The 22530-nt window shown below is 70.6% G+C and carries 22 protein-coding genes and 1 pseudogene; 13 read left to right on the top strand and 10 right to left on the bottom strand.

Annotated elements, in window-relative coordinates; translation table 11 throughout:
- Positions 1 to 36: 36 nt before the first annotated feature.
- The gene (locus tag IF28_RS0110960; RefSeq protein ID WP_030217128.1) at positions 37 to 588 is read left to right on the top strand and encodes a hypothetical protein; all 552 of its coding nucleotides are present in this window, start codon (positions 37 to 39) and stop codon (positions 586 to 588) included.
- A 195-nt stretch (positions 589 to 783) separates the two neighbouring features.
- On the opposite strand, the gene IF28_RS0110955 is transcribed toward IF28_RS0110960, so the two are convergent.
- Together IF28_RS0110955 and IF28_RS39795 are read right to left on the bottom strand one after the other, a co-directional pair.
- Complete coding sequence (locus tag IF28_RS0110955; RefSeq protein WP_030217117.1) at positions 784 to 1647, bottom strand: spermidine synthase; 864 nt, start codon at positions 1645 to 1647, stop codon at positions 784 to 786.
- Between the two features lie 131 nt (positions 1648 to 1778).
- Complete coding sequence (locus IF28_RS39795) at positions 1779 to 2165, bottom strand: hypothetical protein (protein ID WP_234325136.1); 387 nt, start codon at positions 2163 to 2165, stop codon at positions 1779 to 1781.
- 256 nt (positions 2166 to 2421) lie between these two features.
- Here IF28_RS39795 and IF28_RS0110945 point away from each other — a divergent pair, with 256 nt between their 5' ends.
- On the top strand, positions 2422 to 3873 hold the full coding sequence (locus tag IF28_RS0110945; RefSeq protein WP_030217110.1) for a hypothetical protein: 1452 nt from the start codon (positions 2422 to 2424) through the stop codon (positions 3871 to 3873).
- 242 nt (positions 3874 to 4115) lie between these two features.
- Here IF28_RS0110945 and IF28_RS0110940 read toward each other — a convergent pair whose 3' ends face one another.
- Positions 4116 to 4712 (bottom strand): histidine phosphatase family protein, encoded by a 597-nt coding sequence (locus IF28_RS0110940; protein ID WP_030217109.1) that lies wholly within the window; start codon positions 4710 to 4712, stop codon positions 4116 to 4118.
- Between the two features lie 187 nt (positions 4713 to 4899).
- Here IF28_RS0110940 and IF28_RS0110935 point away from each other — a divergent pair, with 187 nt between their 5' ends.
- The 4 genes from IF28_RS0110935 to IF28_RS0110920 are packed head-to-tail and all read left to right on the top strand — an operon-like array spanning position 4900 to position 9887.
- On the top strand, positions 4900 to 5859 hold the full coding sequence (locus IF28_RS0110935; protein ID WP_030217108.1) for a phosphatase PAP2 family protein: 960 nt from the start codon (positions 4900 to 4902) through the stop codon (positions 5857 to 5859).
- On the top strand, positions 5810 to 6949 hold the full coding sequence (locus tag IF28_RS0110930) for a hypothetical protein (protein WP_030217103.1): 1140 nt from the start codon (positions 5810 to 5812) through the stop codon (positions 6947 to 6949). The genes IF28_RS0110935 and IF28_RS0110930 overlap by 50 nt, the downstream gene beginning before the upstream one ends.
- Positions 6940 to 8541, top strand: a complete 1602-nt coding sequence (locus tag IF28_RS0110925; protein ID WP_030217100.1) for a hypothetical protein — start codon at positions 6940 to 6942, stop codon at positions 8539 to 8541. The genes IF28_RS0110930 and IF28_RS0110925 overlap by 10 nt, the downstream gene beginning before the upstream one ends.
- A complete protein-coding gene (locus IF28_RS0110920; RefSeq protein WP_030217092.1) occupies positions 8538 to 9887 on the top strand; it encodes an AAA domain-containing protein in 1350 nt (449 codons plus the stop codon). The genes IF28_RS0110925 and IF28_RS0110920 overlap by 4 nt, the downstream gene beginning before the upstream one ends.
- 811 nt (positions 9888 to 10698) lie before the next feature.
- Here IF28_RS0110920 and IF28_RS37705 read toward each other — a convergent pair.
- The 7 genes and pseudogenes from IF28_RS37705 to IF28_RS37695 all read right to left on the bottom strand — a co-directional run.
- Positions 10699 to 11082 (bottom strand): annotated as a pseudogene (locus tag IF28_RS37705) (DUF4265 domain-containing protein); the annotation flags it as partial.
- 296 nt (positions 11083 to 11378) lie between these two features.
- The gene (locus IF28_RS0110910) at positions 11379 to 11894 is read right to left on the bottom strand and encodes a winged helix-turn-helix domain-containing protein (RefSeq protein ID WP_030217089.1); all 516 of its coding nucleotides are present in this window, start codon (positions 11892 to 11894) and stop codon (positions 11379 to 11381) included.
- Between the two features lie 145 nt (positions 11895 to 12039).
- On the bottom strand, positions 12040 to 12453 hold the full coding sequence (locus IF28_RS39160) for a hypothetical protein (protein WP_158713671.1): 414 nt from the start codon (positions 12451 to 12453) through the stop codon (positions 12040 to 12042).
- A gap of 5 nt (positions 12454 to 12458) precedes the next feature.
- A complete protein-coding gene (locus IF28_RS40365; protein WP_078621055.1) occupies positions 12459 to 12806 on the bottom strand; it encodes an EndoU domain-containing protein in 348 nt (115 codons plus the stop codon).
- A gap of 460 nt (positions 12807 to 13266) precedes the next feature.
- Complete coding sequence (locus tag IF28_RS0110895; RefSeq protein WP_051713705.1) at positions 13267 to 13605, bottom strand: hypothetical protein; 339 nt, start codon at positions 13603 to 13605, stop codon at positions 13267 to 13269.
- A gap of 157 nt (positions 13606 to 13762) precedes the next feature.
- Positions 13763 to 15010, bottom strand: a complete 1248-nt coding sequence (locus IF28_RS0110890) for a helix-turn-helix domain-containing protein (RefSeq protein WP_030217069.1) — start codon at positions 15008 to 15010, stop codon at positions 13763 to 13765.
- Positions 15011 to 15570: 560 nt separating this feature from the next.
- Positions 15571 to 16434 (bottom strand): GntR family transcriptional regulator, encoded by an 864-nt coding sequence (locus tag IF28_RS37695; protein WP_051713704.1) that lies wholly within the window; start codon positions 16432 to 16434, stop codon positions 15571 to 15573.
- A gap of 155 nt (positions 16435 to 16589) precedes the next feature.
- Between IF28_RS37695 and IF28_RS0110875 the strand changes: the two genes are divergently transcribed.
- The 7 genes from IF28_RS0110875 (at position 16590) to IF28_RS0110845 (ending at position 22377) form a co-directional block, all read left to right on the top strand.
- Positions 16590 to 16943 (top strand): hypothetical protein, encoded by a 354-nt coding sequence (locus tag IF28_RS0110875; RefSeq protein ID WP_030217065.1) that lies wholly within the window; start codon positions 16590 to 16592, stop codon positions 16941 to 16943.
- Positions 16940 to 17128 carry a hypothetical protein gene (locus tag IF28_RS0110870; RefSeq protein ID WP_030217062.1) on the top strand — a complete coding sequence of 63 codons (189 nt, stop codon included), beginning with the start codon at positions 16940 to 16942 and terminating at the stop codon, positions 17126 to 17128. Before IF28_RS0110875 ends, IF28_RS0110870 begins: the two co-directional genes overlap by 4 nt.
- Position 17129: 1 nt before the next feature.
- On the top strand, positions 17130 to 18521 hold the full coding sequence (locus tag IF28_RS0110865) for a cell division protein FtsK (RefSeq protein ID WP_030217060.1): 1392 nt from the start codon (positions 17130 to 17132) through the stop codon (positions 18519 to 18521).
- A gap of 36 nt (positions 18522 to 18557) precedes the next feature.
- Positions 18558 to 19292 carry a DUF2637 domain-containing protein gene (locus tag IF28_RS0110860; protein ID WP_030217055.1) on the top strand — a complete coding sequence of 245 codons (735 nt, stop codon included), beginning with the start codon at positions 18558 to 18560 and terminating at the stop codon, positions 19290 to 19292.
- Positions 19293 to 19442: 150 nt separating this feature from the next.
- Positions 19443 to 20873 carry a replication initiator gene (locus IF28_RS0110855; RefSeq protein WP_030217051.1) on the top strand — a complete coding sequence of 477 codons (1431 nt, stop codon included), beginning with the start codon at positions 19443 to 19445 and terminating at the stop codon, positions 20871 to 20873.
- The gene (locus tag IF28_RS0110850; protein WP_030217048.1) at positions 20873 to 21097 is read left to right on the top strand and encodes a helix-turn-helix domain-containing protein; all 225 of its coding nucleotides are present in this window, start codon (positions 20873 to 20875) and stop codon (positions 21095 to 21097) included. The genes IF28_RS0110855 and IF28_RS0110850 overlap by 1 nt, the downstream gene beginning before the upstream one ends.
- Positions 21097 to 22377: a tyrosine-type recombinase/integrase gene (locus IF28_RS0110845; protein ID WP_030217045.1), complete on the top strand. Its 1281-nt coding sequence runs from the start codon at positions 21097 to 21099 to the stop codon at positions 22375 to 22377. The genes IF28_RS0110850 and IF28_RS0110845 overlap by 1 nt, the downstream gene beginning before the upstream one ends.
- Positions 22378 to 22530: the final 153 nt, after the last annotated feature.

Genomic DNA, 22530 nt, shown 5'->3' with positions numbered 1-22530 from the left:
ACACTCCTGAGGTGGATGGGGCAGTATGGGCGCACGATGCGCAGAGGACTCGTACATGTACTGGCCTGGCTGCTGGCCACGGGCGCGGCGGTCACGCTGTCGTGGTGGGGCGTCAGCACGGTGATGACGGGCACCGCCTACGATCCGCCCCGCGCCCTGCCCATCGCGGCGGCGCACGAGCAGTCGCAGGCGGTGTCGTCGTCGACGCACCGGCCGTCGGGACCGAAGCCGTCGAAGCCGTCCACGCAGCCGCCGAAGCCGTCGGAGAAGCCCGCCGAACCGTCGGCCCCGGCGCCGGCTCCGACCACCTCCCGGGCCACGACGCCCCCGCCCGCCGCCTCCTCCCCCGCGGCTCCGGCCGCCTCCGGCGAGGTGAAGGGCTACGACACCAAGGGCGGCCGGGCGGTGTTCGACCTCGGCGACACGTCCGCGTCGCTGGTGTCGGCGACTCCGGGGGCGGGCTGGTCGATGCAGGTGTGGAAGACGGAGACCTGGATCCGGGTGGAGTTCAGCGCGGGCGCGGACCGGGTGACGGTCTTCTGCACCTGGCACGACGGCCCGCCACGGGTGGAGATCCAGACGTACTGAGGGGCTCCGCCGCGGGGTGTCGGACCCGGCTCCGGGCCGGGAAGCGGCGGGCGCCCGGCACGCGACCGTGCCGCCCTGTGCCCACCACCACCCGAAAGCCCGCGCCCACGGCCCGCCCGATCGACGCCGGCACGGGTGAAGCGTTTGCCCAAGGGCCCCTGCGCACCGGGAGATCGGAGCCCGGGGCCCGCCCGGTCACTGGAACACGGAAGCCGGTGGTGCCGGGGAGGCGACTGCCGTCGTGTCGGTCACGGGGGCGGCTCCGCCGGTGAAGTCGACGAGTTCGCGGCCGTGTTGGACCCGGCCCGGGTGGGGGTCGGAGGCGGCCCGGCGGGTCAGTTCGGCGATCGGCAGGGGCGCGTCGGAGGCGACCAGGACGGCGTTGCCGAAGCGTTTGCCGCGCAACACCGCCGGATCGGCGATCAGGGCGAGTTCGGCGAACCGGGCGGCGGCGGTGGCGATCTGGCCGCGCAGATGCGTGAGCGGCGGCCCGTCGGCGAGGTTGGCGGCGTAGACCCCGCCGGGGGCGAGGGCTCTGCGGACGTCGTCGAGGAACTCGGCCGAGGTCAGGTGGGCGGGCGTACGGGCCCCGCTGAAGACGTCGGCGACGACGAGCCCGGCCCAGCCGTCCGGCACCTTGGCGAGCCCTTCCCGGGCGTCCACCGAACGCACCCGGATGCGGGCCTTCGGGTCCAGCGGCAGTTCACGCCGGACCAGTGACACCAGCGCCGCGTCCCGCTCGACGACCTGCTGGGTGGAACGGGGGCGGGTGGCGGCGACGTACCGCGCGAGGGTGAAGGCACCACCGCCGAGATGGACGGCCTGCAGCGGCTTACCGGGCGGGGCGACGAGATCGACGACATGCCCGAACCGCCGCTGGTACTCGAAGGACAGATACGCGGGGTCATCGAGATCGACGTGCGACTGAGGCGCGTCGTCGATCAACAACGTCCACCCCCGCCCCCGATCCCGATCAGCGACAAGCCGGGCGACGCCACCATCGACCCGCTCCTCGACAACACCGTCACCGCCGGCCTGCTTACCCCTTGCCCTGCCCATCCCGCCATTGTCCCAGGCGCTACTCCCAGCCCCTCCGGCGCTTGAGGAGCGGGGTCCAGGGGCAGAGCCCCTGGTGAGGACGGGAACGGGTAGGGGCGGCGGGGGCGAAAACCCCTCCCCGGCCGACAACCTCACGCACACCCATCCGCGGCCTCGATCAACCGCTGAGCCTCGTCCAACGCCTCCCGGAGCACCACAGGATCCGTCGCCGGCTCGACCTCCCCCGGCGGCAGCAGCCACTCCGACCCCTCCGCGGACGCCGTCGGCACCACGCTCAGCCCGCACCCGTCGGTATCCGTACAGGTACTCCCCGGCACGTCCCACCCCGCAGCCGTCCCCGGCGGCACCAGAAACCCCAACGTGTCGCACCCGTCGTCATGCAGCACGGGCCCCACCGCGTCCCCCGCCCCCCTCCGCAGGATGTCGACCGCCTCCAGACCCTGTCGCGCCGGGACCGTGACCACGTCACACTCCGTATTCGGCAGCTCCAACGGATCATTGCTTCGACTGGTCATCATCCCGGCCTCCACCACACGCACAGGGCCCTCGGTACGAAAGGCACAACGAGCCGATACGTCAACGGCTACGGCGAAAGTCCGCCGCAAAGGATGGCAGTTCATGGCAGATCACGGATGACATATCCGGATTGTTGCCAAACTTCGCGTAGCGGCTTCGTCACAGCAGGTACGTTCTAGCCCGCCGGAAACAGGGCAGCACTCGGACAACTCATCCTGATTCCGGCATGGTTCGACGGTTCGCAGAGAGGACCCGGCCATGGCGTCGTCAACGGTGCCCTCGTCCCAGCCCCCACGGCCCCCACGGCCGAATCTCGTCTTCCGGCAACTGCGCGGAGCGCGCTCGCCGGCCGAGTTCGCCGCGGTGGTCCGGCGGGCCGCCCGCGAGATCGGCGAGCGGGTCAGCTGTGACGCTCGGTATGTGCACCGGGTCGAGGCGGGTGAGATCCGCTGCCCGAACTACGCCTATGAGCGGGTGTTCCTGCACATGTTCCCCGGCCGCGCACTGACCGACCTGGGCTTCGCGCCCCGCTCGTCGGTGCGCGGGCGCGGAACGCGGGCCGTGGGGGACGACCGACCCCCGGCCCGCACCGAGAACCCGGCGAACGCCACGACTGAGAACAGCGAGGCGTACGAGCCGTATGAGACGCAGGACCGGTACGACACGTACGACACGCACGACCACGAGGAGAGCGACGTGCTGCGTCGCGCATTCATGACCGGAGGGGGCGCCACGGTGGCGGCCGCCTCGCTGAGCCCGTACGGATTCGCCACGGACGCCTCGGCCGCGCAGCGCGCCGTGCGCCGCCCCGGGGCGAGCGACGCGGGCGCGCTGGAGGAAGCCGTACGCCGGATCCGGCTGCTGGACGACCGGCACGGGGCCGACGGGCTGTACCGCCGCGCGGCGGCCCCCTTGCGGGCGGCGTACGCGCTGCTGGACGCGGGGACGACCCGGCAGCGTACGGCGGACCGGCTGTACGCGGGCGCCGGCGAGCTGGCCATCTCGGTGGGCTGGCTGGCGCACGACTCGGGCCGTTTCGACGACGCGCGTTCGCACTACGCGGAGGCGCTGGCGACCGCGCGGGTGACGGGGGATCCGGGTGTCGAGGCGCACGCCTTCTGCAATACGGCGTTCCTCGCGCGGGACGCGGGCCGGCCGAGGGAGGCGGTACGGGCGGCGCAGGCCGCCCAGCGGGCGGCGCGTCCGCTGGGCTCCCCACGGCTGATGTCGCTGCTGGCGCTGCGGGAGGCGGGCGGCTGGGCCGGTCTCGCCGACCGCGCGGGCTGCGAGCAGGCGCTGGCCCGCGCGCACGCCTATTTCCAGCGCGGTCGGGCGGAGGCGGACCCCGAGTGGATGAGCTTCTACGGCGAGGCGGAGCTGGAGGGCCTGGAGGCGCAGTGCTGGTCGACGCTGGGCGACTGGCCCCGGGCTGCGCGGCACGCGCGCAGGGCGGCGGAACTCCAGGATCCGCACTTCACCCGCAACATCGCCCTGTACACGGCGGAACTGGCCGACGACCTGGCCCGGGGCGGCCGCCCCGACGAGGCGGCGACGGCCGGCATGCGCGTCCTGGACCTGCTCAACGAGGTCCAGTCCTCCCGAGTCCGCACGATGCTGGCAGGCACGTCCCGAGTCCTCCTCCCCCACCGCAGAACATCAGAGGTCTCCACATTCCTGGACCGCCACGCCTCCCTACCCCGAGTGCCCTAGCTGCGGGCAATCGTGCCGCCATGGCGGCACGGGTGGGCGCAGCGGCACCCCGCAAACGCCGGGCCGCGCAACACCCCCGCCCAGCCCCCACGCCGATGCCCGCGCCGCGTAACTGCGGGCAATCGTGCCGCCATGGCGGCACGGGTGGGCGCAGCGGCACCCCGCAAACGCCGGGCCGCGCAACACCCCCCGCCCAGCCCCACACGGCGCACCCGTGAACGCCGACCCCCGTCAGCCCGAAATCAGCCCGCCAAGTGCCCCGTCTCGTTCCACGACTCAAGAGCGGGCTCCCCGTACGCCCACCCCAGCACAGACAGCGACGTCGGATTCAACCGAATCCGCGCCGCGAACGACAGCGGCAGCCCCAACCACCGAGCCCCGATCGCCCGCAGCACATGCCCGTGCGCGAACACCAGCACATCCCGCGAAGCAGACCGCGCCCAGGCGACCACCTCATCCGCCCGCGCGGTCACCTCCGCGAGCGTCTCCCCCTCCGGCACCCCGTCCCGCCAGATCAGCCACCCCGGCCGCACAGCCTGTATCTCCGCCGGTGTCAGCCCCTCGTACGCCCCGTAGTCCCACTCCATGAGCGTGTCCCACGCGTCCGCCCGCTCACCGAACCCCGCCAGCTCACACGTCTCCCGCGCGCGCACCAGCGGACTGGTCCGCACCTCGACGCCCGCCAGCCCGTCGTACGGCGTCCGCCGCAGCCGCTCGCCGAGCAGCTTGGCCCCCTGCCGGCCCTCGTCGAGGAGCGGCACATCGGTCCTGCCGGTGTGCTTGCCGGACAGTGACCATGCGGTCTGTCCGTGCCGGGCCAGCAGGATGCGCGGTGCCATAGGAGACCTTCCGGGAAAAATCGCAGGCGGAACGCATCCATCATCGCGCACGCTGGTCAGGGGCAACCCGAGGGGCGATCTCCGCGTCTCTCAGGGCCGAGGGCATGTCACGTGGGACGCGTCCACACCGTAGAGTGGCTGGCCGCCGACCGGGGCGCCACAAGAACGAAGAAGGGGGAGCGATCGGATGCCGCACACCGAGACACCAGGCACCGAGGCTGCCCCGGCGACCCGGCTGCGCTGGTGGACGGAGCTGCCGCTCATCGTCCTGGTGTACGCCTGCTACTCGGCCGGCCGGCTCGTCGTCCGCGGGGACGTCTCCGACGCCGTCGACCACGGCCTGGCGATCCTGCGCATAGAGAAGGCGCTGTACCTCAACGCCGAACACCCGCTGAACCGCCTCTTCACGCGTGAGCCATGGATCGGCATACCCGCCGACTTCTGGTACGCGTCACTGCACTACCTGGTGACCCCGGCGGTCCTCATCTGGCTGTTCCGCTCCCACGCGGTGCGCTACCGGGCCGCGCGGACGTGGCTGATGACGTCGACGTTCATCGGCCTGATCGGTTTCACCCTGCTGCCGACGTGCCCGCCCCGGCTGCTCGACGCGAGTTACGGCTTCGTCGACACGATGGCGCACTACAGCTCGTACGGCTGGTGGGGCGGCGAGGCGAGCGCCCCGCGCGGGCTGGGCGGGATGACGAACCAGTACGCGGCGATGCCGAGCCTGCATGTGGGCTGGGCGCTGTGGTGCGGTGTGATCCTGTGGCGGTACGGCCGTACGCGGCTGACGAAGACGGCCGCCGTGGTCTATCCGCTGGTGACGACGATCGTGGTGATGGGCACCGCGAACCACTACTTCCTCGACGCGGCCGCGGGCGCCGCCGTCATGGGTGCCGGCCTGCTGCTGGCCCCGTTCGTGACGCGGGGCGCGGACCGGCTGAAGGCCCGCTTCCTGCCCGGCGCCACACCCGTCCCGGCGGACTCCGAGGGCACTCCCGCCCCGATTGTCAGTGCCGGATGCCAGACTTCCCCGGGTGAGCGATTTCCACGGCAGCGGTACCCCGAGTCGCGGTACGGATCAGGATCCGAACCGGGTGCCTCCCCCTCGGACGCGGGAGAAGGCGCTGCGGCACCGGCTCGCTGAGCTGCGCGGCCCGGAGGTGCAGGCCAAGGCGCTGGACGCGCGCGCCCTGGCCGCCCTCGCCGCCAACCCGGGGTGCAGACGGCGCGCGATCCTCGACGGCGCCGGGGTGAACAAGGCGGTGCTGGCGGACGCGCTGGGCTCGCCGTCGGTCTTCGGCCAGTCCCAGTTCGCGTTCGTGCGGGGCAACGCGTTCGAGGCGAAGGTCAAGGCGGACGGCGGTACGGAGCTGCTGCGCCTGGCTCACGAGAAGCTGGACCGCTCGGCCGAACCGCCCGCCGGCGCCCGTGTACCCGACCTCGCCGCGCAGGGCCCCCAGGGGCGTACGGCCCGTACGGAGCTGGCGCTGCGCGAGGCCACCGAGTCGCCCGGCGTCTGGACGCTGCTCGACCACCCGATGCTCGCGCTGGACGTGGCCGGGTCCCCCGCCTTCCTGGAGCCGGACGCGGTGGTGGTGCACCCGGACGGCAGCTGGACGGTCGTGGAGATCAAGTCGTTCCCGATGCTGGACGGCGCCGCGGACCCGGCGAAGGTCGGCGCGGCGGCCCGCCAGGCGGCGGTGTACGTGCTGGCGCTCGAGCAGGTCGCCGCGCGGCTCGAGTCCGCCCCGCGCGTACGGCACCGGATTTTGCTGGTGTGTCCGAAGGACTTCTCCAACCTGCCCACCGCGTCCGCCGTGGACGTGCGCAAGCAGCGGGCGGTGACCTCCCGGCAGCTGGACCGGCTGACCAGGATCGAGGAGATCGCCGACACGCTCCCGGAGGGCACGTGCTTCTCGCCGGAGCTGCCCGCCGAACAGCTGGCGGAGGCGGTGGAGTCGGTCCCGGCGTCCTACGCGCCGGAGTGCCTGTCCGCGTGCGAGCTGGCCTTCCACTGCCGGGACCGTTCCCGCGCCGAGGACATGGTGACCCGTCTGGGCCGTCCGGTGCGGGCGGAGCTGGGCGGGCTGACGACGATCGGGGACGTGCTGGCGGCCGCCCGCGGTGAGGCCGGTGACCCGGACGATCCGGCGGTCGCGGCGCTGCGGCGCGCGGCGGCCCTGCGCGCGGAGGCGCTGGCGACGGCCGCCCCGGAGGTGGCCCCTTGTCCCTGATCGCCACCCTCGCCCGCCTCGAGGCCGTCAGCACCGGCCGCGCCCAGCCCGCGGCCACCGTCAGGCACCGGCATCTGTCCGAGCGGCCCCTGGTGTTCGTGCCGCTCATCACCGCCGGTGAGGCGGGCGCCCCGCTCGGCGCGCTGGTGGGCACCGACCGGGACGCGCCCCGCCTGCTGGCCGTACCGCAGCCGCGCGACCGTGACCTGCGGTTCGCGTTCCTGGCCGAGCTGGCCGACGTGGTGCTGCCGTACCTGGACGGTTTCGCGGACCTGGTGGAGGCCGCCGAACGCTCGGAGACCGACCCGGAGACCGGCAAGCGGGTCAAGGTCGAGGTCGAGCTGTGCGCGGACGCGCCCCAGCTGATCGTTCCGTCCCGGGCCGGCATCGACCTCGTACGGCTGCTCGGCCGGTCGACGCGTTTCAGGCGGACGGCGGAGCAGGACCCGGAGGCCCCGTTCCCGGCGCCGCCGCACGTGCCGCTGCTGGGGCGGTGGCTGACGCATTTCGGGGAGCGGTCCCGGGTGCCCGGCTCGTCCCTGCTGCTCGCCATGACGGACGTACTGTCACGGCACTGGGCGACCGGTCAGTCCTCCCTGGAGGACCAGCACCTGGGGGCGCTGCTCGCGTGGATCGACCCGCCCGAGGGGCGTTCGGGCGCGGAGGCCGCGCAGGAGGCGGAGCTCGCGCGGGACGCCGACGGCCAGTTGCTCTGCCCGCCCGCGGGCCCGGCGACCGATCCGGCGTTCGACAACAGGCTGCTCGCCCCGGCGATCGAGCGCTACGACCGCGCGCGTACGGCGTTCGCGGCGGCGGAGGACGGCCTGGAGGCCGATGACCGCCTGGGCGCGCTGACCGGGGCCGAGCGGGAGATCCGCGCGCTGGTGGAGAGCCGTACGAGGCCGACCTGGGACGCGGTGTGGCGAGGCCTCGATCTGCTGGCGGGGCTTCCGGAGGGCGCGCGCGTGGAGGAGCGCTGGACGCGTGACCGCTGGTCGTTCACCGGCCACCGGGACCGTGTGACGGCGGGCGAGCCGCCGCAGCCGCGCCGCGACGACGCGGTCACGGCGGCGAACAAGCTCGCCACGCGCGAGCGGGAGCAGGCCCGCCTCGAAGCGCAGGAGGCGCTCGACGACCCGCTGGCGATGGCGGCCCGGCGGCTGTCCGGAGAGGCGTTCGCGGGCGAGGTGGTCGACGTGGTGATGGCGTACAGCGAGAGCAAGCGCCCGAGCCCGCGCCCGCTGGTCACCGTCCGCACGGACGACCGCCCGCACCTCGGTGAGCGGGTGCGGACGTACCGCTCGCTGGGCGGGAAGCCGCAGGCGGCGGAGTTCGTCGGCTACGAGGACGGCCCGGACGGCGGTCTGCTGGTCCTGCGCGTCATGGACAAGATGGGCCGGGGCAAGGAGCCGGAGGAGGGTTCGGTCCCGGAGAAGGGCGACCGCGTGTGCTTCACGCTGTTCGAGCACGAACCGCGCGGTGGGGCGAAGCTGCCCGACCCGGAGGAGACCCCGTGGACCCATGGCGGCCCGCCCGGTGAGGAGGCCGTACCGGAGCCCGCCGACCCGGTGACCGAGGAGGACGTACTGTGACCGCCCCTGCCCGGCAGGCCGTGTTCGACCCGGGCGCGGAGGCGACCCGCGCCACCGACGCGATCCTGCGCGACACGTTGCGCGGCACCGCGCGGGGTGTCGTCGTCGACTCCCCGCCCGGCGCCGGCAAGTCCACGCTGGTAGTGCGCGCGGCGCTGGAGCTGGCGGATGCGGGCCGCCCGCTGATGGTGGTGGCGCAGACGAACGCCCAGGTCGACGACCTGGTCCTGCGCCTCGCCGAGAAGAACCCGGACCTGCCGGTGGGCCGCCTCCACAGCAGCGACACGGACCCCTACGACAAGGCCCTCGACGCGCTGGACAACGTCCGCAAGTCGGCGAAGGCGGGCGATCTCACCGGTCTGCCCGTGGTGATCTCCACGGCGGCGAAGTGGGCGCACGTCAAGGGAGTCGAGCCATGGGAGCACGCGATCGTCGACGAGGCGTACCAGATGCGCTCGGACTCGCTGCTCGCCGTGGCGGGCCTGTTCGAGCGGGCCCTGTTCGTCGGCGACCCGGGCCAGTTGGACCCGTTCTCGATCGTGGGCAGCGAACAGTGGGCGGGCCTGTCGTACGACCCCTCGGCGTCCGCGGTCACGACCCTCCTCGCCCACAACCCCGGCCTGCCCCAGCACCGGCTGCCGGTCTCCTGGCGCCTCCCGGCCTCGGCGGCGCCCCTGGTGTCGGACGCGTTCTACCCGTTCACGCCGTTCCGCAGCGGCACGACGCACGACGACCGCGCGCTCTCGTTCTCGGTCCCGTCGGACGGCACACCCCCGGACCGGGTGATCGACGAGGCGGCGGCCTCCGGCTGGTCCCTCCTGCAACTCCCCGCCCGCCACACCCCCCGCACGGACCCGGAGGCGATCCAGGCGGTGGCCCTGCTGGTCCGCCGCCTCCTGGACCGCGGCGGCGCGGCGACCTCCGAACGCTCCCCGGACCCGACCCCCCTCACGGCGGACCGCATCGCCGTGGGCACGGCCCACCGGGACCAAGCGGCGGCGGTCCGCGCGGCCCTCACGGAACTGGCCGTAACAGACGTCACGGTGGACACGGCGAACCGCCTCCAGGGCCGCGAGTACGACGTCACGGTCGTCCTCCACCCCCTCTCCGGCCGCCCCGACGCCACCGCCTTCCACCTGGAAACCGGCCGCCTCTGCGTCCTGACCTCCCGCCACCGCCACGCCTGCATCGTGGTCTGCCGAGAGGGAGTAACGGACCTCCTGGACGACTACCCGTCCACGGAACCGGTCCAGCTGGGAACACTGGTCAAATTCCCGGACGGCTGGGAAGCGAACCACGCGGTACTGGCGCACCTGGCGGAACACCGGGTGGAGTGGCGAACCTGACCAGGACTCACCAGAGGTCTACAGCATCGCGGCTGTGCCCGAGATCTGGATCGGCCTCGATGCGCATCCCCGGCGCGGGAACTGGTGGTGGACCGCTTTCCCAACGCTCGTCTGCGCCGGTGCGGCGTCGGCCATGACACTGCCCGCGCAGGCCACAAACCGATGGTGGTGGGTTGGCGGCGTACGGGTCTACTGGCTGACCGCGTTCTTCGCATGGCCAACCGTGGCCACGGGCGGGCGCTCCTCACGCCCCAGGGGATGTAGCTCCACACCTTCACCGGTCGCAGAAGTATCCGGTGGGACGAGATCGCCCGAATCGAGAAACGGCGCCACCGAACCAGGAACGGCGAGTGGTGGGACGTGCGCGCTGTCCGCCTCCATGGACGGTCACTCACCATTCCGGGTACCTTCAGCAGCAGCCGACGGGACGCCGACTTCGACGCGAAGTTCGTGACGATCCACGAGTGCTGGTCTCGCGCGGCCGAAGGCTGACTGTTCCGCCACCAAGCGCCTGACACCGATCCTCAGTGCGTTCGATTGCGATCCGAGGCGGCCACCCGCGATGCAACTGCCACAATCACCGGAACCCCTGCACAACCCGGTGGCGTCGGTGACCCGCCCGGACGCCCGTCTGACCGGCCACCGCCGCCTGGAACTGGCTCCAAGCGAGGCGACTGGCACGCACAACGGCAGGCCTGGTGATCTCAGCCCCATATGCAGTCGAGGCGTTTGCCCTGCCGGCCACGCTCCGGGCCCGTCAGCAGGCTGACGACCTTTCAACCAAGGTTGAAGTTGGCCTGAAGGATCTCCCTCACAGCCACCAGTTCAGCGGCGTGACGCCGTCCCTCTCATCATAAACATTTCCGTAATACCATTCAGCCTCAGGGTGTTTCTCGATCACAAAGTTCAGAATTTTTTCCAATTCCGTAAATCCACCCGCCGCAGGAAGGGTGAAGATCCACAGGTTGGAGGTGTGACCATCCAGCCTTCCACCCAGCGCTTCAATTTTTGGAAGCAGCAAGTCGCATGCCGACTTTGAACCGTAGAGATGGACTGAGAGATTCCCCCCACGGGCAACGATCTCGAACAGACCCGTACCGTGGTACACCTTCAGAATATCTCCGGCTGCGACACCCAGAACGAGGCCCGGTGTTGCAATCAATCTGAACTCACCAAATCCCTCCAGGGCCTCGACTAGAACCTGCTCGAAGACTGGTTCGCCGGAAGTCTTCTTCGCTGCAACTGAGGTTGAAAGGGTGGGGTGACAGGGCTACGGGGGCTCCAGGCCGAGTCCGGTCTCGGTACGGCCCCGGTAGGTCTGGGTCCGGTAGATCAGACGGGTCTCGCGGCCCGGTCTGATGCAGATCATCCCAGCCATCAGGACCCGGCCCGAGCCTTTCCCGGTTACCTTGACCAGCGGCGTCCGCCCGCGCGGTGACCAGGTTCGCCCCTTGCCGGGCTTCAGGTCCTGGCCGGCCTCGTCCTCGAAGACTATCCATGCGCCCAGGAGCTGGGCCGTCCTCTTACCCGTGACCACTGCTCCGTCCGCCACCGTTCCACGGCCTGCTCGTCGCGCTCGACAGCCCGGTGGGCGGGGACCTGCGGTGACCAGCCCAGCCGGTGCAGCAGGTAGGAGACCGCGCGTGGGGTGTACCGGTAGCCGAACAGGTGATGGATCAGCTCTGCGACCCTTGTCAGAGTCCACCGCTGGTCCTCGCACCAGCCGTGTGCGGCCGGGCCGGCCTCCAACTCGGCCTGCAGACGCTCGGTCTGGTGATCGCTGAGCTGGCACGGAAAGCCACCAGGCCCCTTCGAGGCCAGAGCTGATCTGCCACCGTCCCGCCAGGCCGCGTACCAGGCGTACGCCGACTTCCGCGACACCCGTAACCGGCGGGCCACCTCCGGCGGCCGCACCCCCTGCCCGAACATCTCCGCGGCCTCGAAACGCACCACTTCACGCCTCGCCCGCCCCGCAGCGGTCAGACCGCCGCCATCCGCGTACCTCATGACGAGGATGTAGCACCGCCAACGCCCGCTGTCACCCCACTCTTTCAACCTCAGCGTCACCCCGTGCAGAAGCCCCGCCAGGACGTACCTGGCAGGGCTTCAGATTTGCACTTCTGAATCCATCAGGAGTCTCGTCGGACGCCTGTTACTGAGCTTGCAAGCGGCGAACATCCATCTGTTCACCCCATCCACGCTCCAGGCACGCACGGACCAACTCAGTTTGAACCGATGTCAACGATCGAGCCATGTCGTGAACGCTGACCGTCACCTTCTTGTCTGCGCCGTGGGCGTTAGCCGAAACATTCACGGCACCATCACCCCGACCGACCAGATCGATCCAGAATGGGCCGTCGAAGAACCTGACTCTCCTGCGTCTTCCCTCAGCCTGGCGAACAAAGGAAACCGCGTCGATCAATTCCACGATGAATGCGATTGGCATGTCGTTCCAGTTCGATTCCGGAAAGGGGCACCCGGAGATACCGATCCAGACGTTACCCCAGATCGAGCCCGATCTAGCAAGATCGAGAGATTCCACGTCACAGAACAGTTCGAACTCCATCAATCTCACCTCCAAACCGGGTACGCGGTCTCAATCGTGCGCGTCTGTTTGTTCACCCACATCTCGACGTCAAGCCCATTTGCCGAGCCTCGCAGGAAGACTCGATCCCCCTGAGAACGCCCTGCAACCGAAGACGACCTGTACGCCTGGCGAATCGTGGACTCAATCTCCCCTTGAGACATGTAGTCCGGGAACTTCGTCTTGATTCCGCTCTGCTTGTACGTCTTACCTGCAGCGGTGTGTCGGTCGAGGACATGATCCATATCAATGTCCACTTTCCGCCACCCTGGAAGGTTGACCGGCTTCGTGCAGTTGCTGTTGTGAACGAGTACCGGCGTCTCCCCCGCCAGCACATAGTACGTGTGCTACGCAGACCCTCCCTATCTGCGTTTTCGCAGATCAGCGGCGGTTTCGGGTTCCGCTGGTGTCCGTGGCTGTACGGGGGAGTCCGTGGGTGTTGCCGTCGGTACTGCCGTCAAGGGCTCCGGCCCCGCGGTCGCGTTGCCGCTGGCGTGGCGTCACCCCCGGGGACTTCACTGCCATGCGCCAGGCTCGGCACGGACGAGGGCTCGGACGGTCTGCTCATACAGTTCGTGGCCGCTCTGGGCGCAGTGTCCGGCGATCCAATGGGTCAGCTCGTCCGAGGTATGCAGCGTGCCTGACGTGGCACCGCAGCTCCGCTCTTCGCCAGTGACGCAGACCGCCTCCATGGTCGGCAGCGCCAGGGGGTCGGGGACGGTGGCCACGTGGTATTCGCGGAAGCGGTAGCGCCCCCGAGAGGCGTTGCGTGCTGGTGTGCCGGCGTTCGGAGAGTCAGGCATCCTCGGTCGCCTCTTCCTGATCCGGGATGCGCTGTCCGCGCGATTCCGCGACCCTGAGCGCGTCCGTCAGGGCTTCTGTCAACCGGCGGGCCAACCAGCGGTATTCGGTGGCCGACAGGGTTTTCGTGCCGGGTGCCGTGGTGTCGCGGGCGTACTCCAGCAGCTCCTGACCCATGCCAAGTTGTACCGTCTCGATGCTGTCGGCGAGGGTGGAGAGGTAGCCCCGGCCGTCGGTGCTCAGGTAACAGGGCTTCCCTTCCGGGCTGGTCCACGGCAGTAGGCGGGGGCCTCCCCCACCCGACGCGGCGTCGTACAGCTCTCTGCGACGCATGCGGTCGGCATCGCTCCTGGGCTGGCTCACTGGGCACCCCCGGCCTGGGTCACTGATGGTGGACACACCGACCGTAGGCACTGACTGGCCGTCACCCCAGGTGGGAGCCATGGCAGTTCGCGACTCTTGGTTCACGAACTGCCACGCTGCGTGGCAGCTACCCGACTACGCCCAGGTAGTCGGCCATTTCGCGCATCTCTGTCGTGAGGGTGCGCTTGCGCTTGCCCAGGATCTCCTGCATGGTCTCGGCGGCCCCGTTCTGGTGCCGCAGCCACTGCGGGGCGGCTTCCCTGGCGCGGGTCAACTCGTCCATGGCGGCGGACAGGTCGCCGGTCCGGGTGTGGGCGCGCGCCACATCGAGGGTGAAGCGGTTCCCGTCGTTGGTGCTGGGCCTGCCCAGGCGCTTCCACGCCTTGGGCGACAACTCCTCCTGCTCGCCTGCCTTGCGCACCACCGCACGGGCGTCGCCGATGACCAGAGAGTCTTCAAGTGCCTTGACGGCGACGGTGACCGGCCCGAAGACGGACCAGTGCCGGGAGACGTTGCGATGCGCTGTCCCGACAGCAGTTGCCGCGACCCGGGCGGCCTGACGGTACGCCTTCGCTTCGTCGGGACGGTTGTTCCTCGCGGCTGCGGCGGCGGCCTCCATCGCCAGGCCGCCCCACACCGCATAGTGGTCCGGCTCGGCCCCGGTGATCTTCGGCTCCACCGCGTCCATGCTCCGGGCGGCGACCTGTTCCGCCTCGTCCAGCCTTCCCTGTCTCACCAGCAGCCAGCACATGCAGCCGACACCGGAGCCCGCCGCAAGCATGTCACCGGCCTGGCGGGCATCCATGATGGCGCCGCGCACAGCGGCGTACGCGATGTCGTACTGCCGTACCTGGGTGAGGTAGGTGCCGGCCAGACGCAGCGCCTCGGCGCGGGCCAGCAGGGCCTGCCGGTGCTCGTCCCCGCTGTCGTAGTAGGCGACGGCCTGTGCGGCATCACGCAGCAGGACCGGCAGTTGGGCCGCGACACTCTTGTAGCTGTCGGAGAAGTACAGCACCCGTGCGTCTTGCAGCGACCGCCGGAAGGTGCGCAGGTTCGGTTCCTCGCCCACGGCTTCGGCGTCCTGGTCCACGAGTCCGACGGCCGGGGTGAGGGCGGCGCGGAGCTGGATCAGGTTGACGCGGTTCGGCTCCTCGGTCCGCCCGACGGGCTCCGGGGCATCCGAGGCCATCAGCGCGGCCGTGGTCACGCCCAGTGCGCGGGCGAGCGTATGCAGGGTCTCCATGCGGAGAGTGCCGCCCTGCTCGGCCTTGCGTACCGTGCCCGGCGATACGCCTGCGGCGTGGGCCAGTTCCTCCTGGCTCATCCCCGCGCGACGCCGGTATTTGCGGACGTTGTCGGCCAGCTCCGTAGTCATCAACTCACCACCTCCCACTCCACGGTACGCCCGGCCGGCACCTCGACCGGGGGCGATCCGGCAGACACCCACCGACAGGGGTGCCCCACCATGTGGCGGGCCGAGCTCCGGCAAGATCGCGGCCTGAGTGGGAGGGGGTCCCTCGTCGGTCGGGCAGCTTCGCCGTGCCAGGGTTCCTCGGGGGCCGCCAAGGCTCACTTCGTGACGCGTGCGCTCGGCCTTGGCGGCCCCCGGGGGTTCCTGGTACGCCTCCGGTGACCGGGCGGCGAGGGACTCCCTCCCGCGCCCCCCGAACCCCACACCACGACGAAGCCGCACCCGACCCACATGCCCCACCCCCTCGGAGGGAGGGCCGGGGTCTGGGGCGGAGCCCCTGGAAAGGTTCGTTGTGCTCACTGTTGCGCGCCCGGTCCGGCGGGGTCGTCGGCAAGCGGGGCGGAGACAGGAGCGGGCGGCGGCCCCGAGGGGCCGGGCGCGCGCGGGCCGCGCCAGCGGGCCGCCTTGATCAAGTAAAGAAACTCTGAACAGCTCACCCACGGGCCGAGCTGTCAGCCTGTCCGTCAGGGGCCCTGCTGGCGGCGCTTCTTCGCGTCGGCGAGTCTCTCTTCGAGTTCCTTGCGGGCGGCTGCGGGATCGTCGTGGAGCGGTGGCGCGAGTTGGCCACGGCGGGCCAGTTCGCGGGTGATCTTCCGGCCCTTCTCGACCGCTGCTTGGTAGGCCGTGCGGGTCTGGTTGAGCTCGTCATGGATTTGGTCGGCAAGCGCTTTGAGCTCGGCGTCGGCGAGATGTGCGAATTCGCCGGCAGCCCTGTGGGCCTGGCGTTCGACCTCCTCGCGCTGGAGGTGCTGGACGACCTTGGAGCTGTAGTTCTTGCCGGGTGTCGGGGCGGTACGGACGAAGACGCCGCGCCCCTTGACGGCGTAGATCAGCCCCTCGCTCTTGAGGAGGCGAAGGGCGTTCTGCGCGGTGGAGTTGGCGATGGTGAACCGCTCTTGCAGCTCACGCGCGGAGGGCAGCTTGCTACCCGGGGGGAAGAGTCCTTCCTTGATCTCTTCGCGCAGGGTGTCCGCGGTCCGGACGAAGGGGGGGCGGTTGTCCTCTGCGCGGGCCGAACGCCACCCAGGAGGGAAGGGGCCGTCTCCTGCCGCGCCTTCGTCGCCGTCCTTTTCTCCGGTGTCCTGTTGGTCAAGGGGCAGGCTGACGTAGCTGCCCCGGCCGAGGACGGAGTAGACCAGCCCCTCCTGTCGCAGCACGCGCAGGGCGTTCTGGACCGTGGAGCTGGCGACGCCGAACCGCTCTTGCAGCTCACGTGCCGACGGCAGGCGCTCGCCGGGCTGGAGTTCGCCGCTGAGGATGGCGGCCCGCAGCACTTCGGCGGCCTGGAGGTAGGGGGGCCGCGGGTCGTCGTCCAAGGGCAGGGTCATGGGCCAACCGTAGCGTCCGTAGCGCCTGCCGCACACGCCCGCACCACCATCCTTATCGACCGTCCCGCCTATGCGTGCGTTGCATCCGTATCGCCGTAGCGCTATGGTCATCATCGAGTCGATCAAGCGACTCCATCGAACAAGGATGTGATGGCATGGCCATGACCCGTATCCGTGTTGCCCTGCTGCCGTCGGCGGTGTGTATCGCGGGCACCGAACCGGTGCTGAAGATCAAGGACCAGCAGACCGGGGAGGTCGCCACCGACCGGGAGACCGGTGCGTCGCTGTACACGGTGACCGTGATGCTCATGGAAGACGGCCGGGCCGAGGTCCTGAAGATCACCGTCCCGGAGACGGGCCTGGCCGCCGGGCTGAAGCCGGGTGCGATGGTGCGGCCGGTCGAGTTGTTCGCCACTCCGTGGGCGCGGATCTTCAACGGGCAGCTCTCGGACGGCGTCGCCTACCGGGCCGCCCGCCTGGAGCTGGTGACGGTGGAGGCGATCCAGTGATCCGCTTCGAACACCGCACGCTGGAGCGGGAGTTGTCCCCGCTCCAGCCCCTGCCGGGGACTGAGGGCAAGGCCACGTTCGCCGTCTCGGCCGCCGTGCTCGATCTGCTCGGCCTCAGCCCGGAGCAGGCGGCCCGGCTCGACCTGGCCCACGTGCTCCACCTGATACACGAAGAGGGGGCCTGACATGGAAGCCATCACGGGATACGCGACGGTTGCGCTGCTGATCTCAGTCGTGCTGGTCGGCGCGTGGCTGCTGATGACGGTGGTGCGCTACGTCCGCGCAGACAAGGGCACGCGGGTCAGCATGCGACAGGCCGTGCGGGTGCGCTGGGGCTGGGTACGCCTCGCGCGGATGGCCAAGCTGACGGTCACCGACAAGACGCCGAGCCTGCTGGCGCAGATCACCGCCCAGAAGGATGGCCCCGGCCCCGCGCCCCGGGTGCTGACTCCGAAGATCAAGGTCAAGCCCGACCAGTTCGGGGTGATCGTGCGGGCCCGGACACTGCCGCAGGTCGGGCTGGAGGAGTACCAGAAGTCGGCGCGGTTCCTGGCGGACGCCTGGCGGTGCACGCGGGTGTCCGTGCTGCCGGACGGCCCCGGCAGGGTGGTGATCCGGGGCGTGCGCTCCGACCCGCTGACCACGCCGACCGAACATCGGCCCACCTGTCGGCCGCCCGGGGATCTGACGCGCTGGGAGCTGGGCGTGGACGAGTACGCCGCCCGGGTGTGCGTGTCCCTGGCCAACGTTCCCGGGGTGACCGTGGCCGGCGTCCCAGGTGCGGGCAAGACCTCGGGGGTCAACAAGTTCGTCTGCGACTTCGCGCCGTCCCCGTCCGTGCAGATCGCGACGGCGGACGGGAAGGTGTCGCGGGCTTCGGAGGGCGACTACGCCGACCTGGTCAAGCGGATGTTCGCGTTCTGCGGTGACGACCTGGATGAAGCGAACGCGCTGTTCAAGCGGCTGGTGGAGCTGCGCAAGCGGCGCTCGGCGACCATCCGGGACGTGCTGGGTGTGAAGAACATGTGGCACGTCGGCCCCTCGCCACAGTGGCCGCTCACGGTCCTGATCATCGATGAGGCGCACACGTTCTTCCGCGAGTACAAGGGCAGCGACGCGACCACCAAGCGCCTGGCCGCGCTGACGGCGGAGAATGCCCGGCTGGTGGAGGACCTGGTCAAGAAGGGCCGCAGCGTCGGCATCCTGGTGATCCTGATCAGCCAGAAGACCACCGGCGACGCCATCCCCACCTTCATCCGCGACGTGTGCCCCATCGGGCTGTCGTTCGCGCAGAAGACCGTGGAGGCCGCGGTGGCCGCGCTGGGTGAGGACATCCGCAACTGGCCCGACGCCAGCCCGGTCACCTTGCAGGACCCCGCATACGTCGGCGTCGCGGTGATGGCGATGCAGGGCCGCCCCGGCTACACCCGCATCCGCACCCCCTACGTCTCCGACACCGACGCCGCCCACGTCGCCGAAGACACTTCGCATCTGACCGCCGACCCGGACCTGTGCCTGGATACCCTCCTTCGCTCGACCGGCCGGACAGCAACGCCCGCGCCCTCACTCATCAAGTGATCCCGAACAGCCCACTCCAGAAAGGAGGTTGAGATCATGGCGGAGGAACGGTTCACCCGGCGCACCGTGACCGTGGTCATGGCGGTCATCGCGGCCCTGGCCTTCGTCTTCTCCTTCGGCAACGTCTGGGCACTCGCCCTGCGCCTTGGTGTCCCCCGCCCGATCGCGCCGCTGATCGCGCCCATGGTGGACCTGTCCGTCGTCGGACTCCTGGTCGCACTGCGGTTCCTGGCCCTGCACGGCGTACCCAAGGCGGAGTTGCGGGCCGGTACCCGCCTACTGCACCTGTGCGGACTGCTCACCCTCGCCCTGAACACCGCCGAACCCCTGCTGGCCGGACGCTACGGCCGGGCCTGCCTGGACACCGTCGCCCCGCTCCTGCTCCTCGGCTGGGGCCACGTCGGCCCCGCCTTCCTCGCCCAGTTCCACACCCTCACCCATCCCACCCCGCACCCGGAGGCAGCTGGCGCTCCACTCTCCGAGCCGGTGCCCAACGAAGCACCCGCACCCGAATCAGCACCCACGGTCCCCGTCCCGGTCATCGCCGCCTCGCCGGCCGAAGAACCGCAGCCCATCCCAGCTCCAACCACCGTCGCCAAGACGGCCCGCTCCGCCTCCGGCCCGGCCCTGCCTGCCGCTCTGTTGGACGCGGCCCGGCGCATCGCGGACACCCACCGCGCCGAGCACGAAGCGCCGATCACAGCAGCCCAGTTGGGGACTCGCATGGGCGTCGCCCTGCCGGTGGCCACGGCCGCCCTCGCTCAGCTCTGAGCCCCGGCCCTCACCGGCCGCATCCCCCTCGCTCAACCCCACGCCCGCCCCTCGGGCTGGTTCGTCATGCCCCGAGCAGCACCACCACGCCTCCCCTCCTGGCTGGTTGCTGCGCGGGGCCACCCACCCGACACAAGGGACACGCCCCGAATGATCACCCTGGACCTGCGCCACGTGGCAAGCCCCGCCGTACGGGACCTGCTCCACCTCGTCAACCACCCCGACTTCGACCGCGCACAGCAGCAGATCGAACACCTCGGCGGCTGCACCGAACCCGTCCGACTCACCGGCCACACCACCACCCTCGACACCACAACCGGCGAAGTCCTGCGCTCCTACACCACCTCCGGCGAACCCACGGGCAGCCTGCTCACCACGTGCGGCAACCGCCGCGCCTCCCGCTGCCCGGCCTGCTCCCGCCTCTACGCCGCCGACACCTACCACCTCATCCGCGCCGGCCTCTCCGGCGGCAAGACTGTCCCCGACACCGTCCGCACACACCCCCGCGTCTTCGCCACCCTCACCGCCCCCTCCTTCGGACCCGTCCACAACCGCCCCGACGCCCGGCCCTGCCGCTGCGGAACCCGGCACGAACCCACAGATGCGCTGCTCGGTACGCCGCTCAATCCGGCGACGTACGACTACGTCGGCGCGGTCCTCTTCAATGCCCACGCCGGAGCCTTGTGGGCCCGCTTCGCGATCTACCTGCGGCGGGAGCTCGCCATTCGGCTCGGCATAACGCAGAAGGCCGCCCGCGCAGTGTTTCGGGTGTCCTTCGCCAAGGTCGCCGAGTACCAGAAGCGCGGCTTGGTCCACTTCCACGCCGTGATCCGCCTCGACGGCCCGGACGGCAACACCCAGCCCCCACCGTCCTACGCCACCGCCGCCGTACTCACCGACGCCATCCGCTCCGCCGCACCACGCGCCCGCATCTCGGTCACCTCGGACGCGATCGGGGAACGCGAACTCTCCTGGGGCCAGCAGCTCGACGTACGCGAGATCGCCGCCTTCGGCACCGACAGCGAATTCACCGACCAGGCGGTGGCCGCCTACGTGGCCAAGTACGCCACCAAGTCCGCCGACGACTCCGGCACCCTCGACCGCTCCCTGTTCTGCCGCCTCTGCCAGGGACGCGGAGCCACCCTCCTGGCCCACGGGACCCCTCTCCCGTGCACCGCCTGCGACGGCACCGGACAGGCCCGGCCGCTGCCCCGGCTCGCCGTCGCCCGCCACGTCCGGCAGATGATCCGCACCTGCTGGGAACTGGGCCGCCTGCCGGAGTTCGCCGACCTCAAGCTCTGGAAGTGGGCTCACATGCTCGGCTTCCGGGGCCACTTCTCCACCAAATCCCGCTCCTACTCCGTCACACTCGGCGCGCTGCGCGACGCCCGCCGCACCTGGCGCACCGAGCAGGCCCGCGCCCACGCCGGCCTCCCCGATTCCGATGCGGACACGACTCTCGTCGTCGGCCACTGGGACTACCTCGGCTCGGGCTACAGCCCCGGCGCGAGCCTCCTCGCCGCCCACGTCTGGCACCGCAAGGAACAGGAACGGCAGTTCACGGCCGAAGGGGGCAGCTGATGACCTCGCTCCCGCCCGCCGCCCTCCACACGGAAGCGGTCCCGGCGTTGGATCTGCTCACGGTGCCCCAGGTGATGGCCCGCCTCCAGCTCGGCCGCTCCGCCGTCTACGACCTGCTCCGCACCGGCCAACTCGCCTCGATCACCCTCGGCCGCGCCCGCCGCATCCCCACCCACGCCCTCACCGACTTCATCCACACCCGCCTCGAACAGGACGCCGCCTGATGACCACAGCCCGCCCCGCTTCGTCCCGCCGCTCCCGCACCCGTGCGAACGGCGACGGGACCATCTACCAGCGCAAGGACGGACGCTGGGAAGCCGCCGGATACGTCCTCGCCCCCGGCAACACCCGCAAGCGCGTCCGCGTCTACGGCACCACCCGCAATGACGCGATGACCAAGCTCACCGAGAAGATCGCCGCCAGCAACCGCGGCCTCCCCGTCGCGACGGCCGACAGCACCGTGAGCGCCTACCTCATGTACTGGCTGGACGGCGTCGCCGTGCACCACCTGCGGGAGAACACCCACACCCGCTACGGCGCCGCCATCCGCCTCCACCTCAACCCCGGCCTCGGCGGGAAGAAGCTCGCCCGGCTCACCACCCGCGACGTCCGCACCTTCCTCGACGGACTCCGCACCACCTGCCAGTGCTGCGCCCAGGAACGGGACACCGACCGGCGGCGCTGCTGCGCCATCGGCCAGTGCTGCGAGAAGCGGCTCTCACCGCTGACCGTGACGTACGTCCACGCGGTCCTCAAGTCCGCCCTGGAGCACGCCGTCCGCGAGGACGAACTGCCGCGCAACGTCGCCCGCAACGTCAAGACGACCACGCCCCGCCCCCGGCGGTTCCAGCCGCTCACCGCCGCCGAAGCTCGGCAACTCCTCCAAGCGGCCGACGATGACCGGCTTCATGCTCTGTACGAACTCGCCCTGCGCACCGGACTCCGCAAGGGCGAACTCCTCGGCCTCCACTGGGAAGACCTCGACCTCCACGGCGGCACCGCAACCATCCACCGCTCCCTCCAGCGCACCCGCAGCCAGGGCCTGACCGTCCTGCACACCAAGACCCTCGCCTCCGAACGCCGCATCGCCCTCCCCACCGAATGCATCAACTCCCTCAAGATCCACCAGGAACAGCAGCAGGAAGAGCACCAGACAGCCGGAACGAGCTGGACACACAACGGCCTCGTCTTCACCACCCCAAAGGGCAGACCACTCGACCCCGGTAACCTCACCCGCCGCTTCCGCCGCCTCCTCCACGGCGCGGAACTCCGGACGATCCGCTTCCACGACCTCCGCCACTCCACCGCGACCCTGCTCCTGGAACAAGGCGTCGACCTCGTCGTCATCAAGGAACTCCTCGGCCACGCCCACATCGGCGTCACCGCCGGCGTCTACGCCCACGTCCGACTCCGCCTCCAACGCCAAGCCATCGACACCCTCGGCAACGCCCTCAACCCGACCGACACCCTCGACGACCCACCCACCGCAGCCGTCGTCCGCTGACGTTGCCGTCAGCGTTGCCGTCAAACCGCGAATGGGGCCCCACCGGAGATCACTCCGGTGGGGCCCCATTCTTCTCCCACATTCCCTAGGACTTGCACCGCCCAGGAATTAGAAGAGACGAACACGCCAAGCCTGGATACGTCGAATCGGGCA

This window comes from Streptomyces sp. NRRL WC-3626 (assembly GCF_000718785.1).
Taxonomy (GTDB): Bacteria; Actinomycetota; Actinomycetes; order Streptomycetales; family Streptomycetaceae; genus Streptomyces; species Streptomyces edwardsiae.
This window is presented reverse-complemented; position numbering and strand designations above follow the sequence as displayed.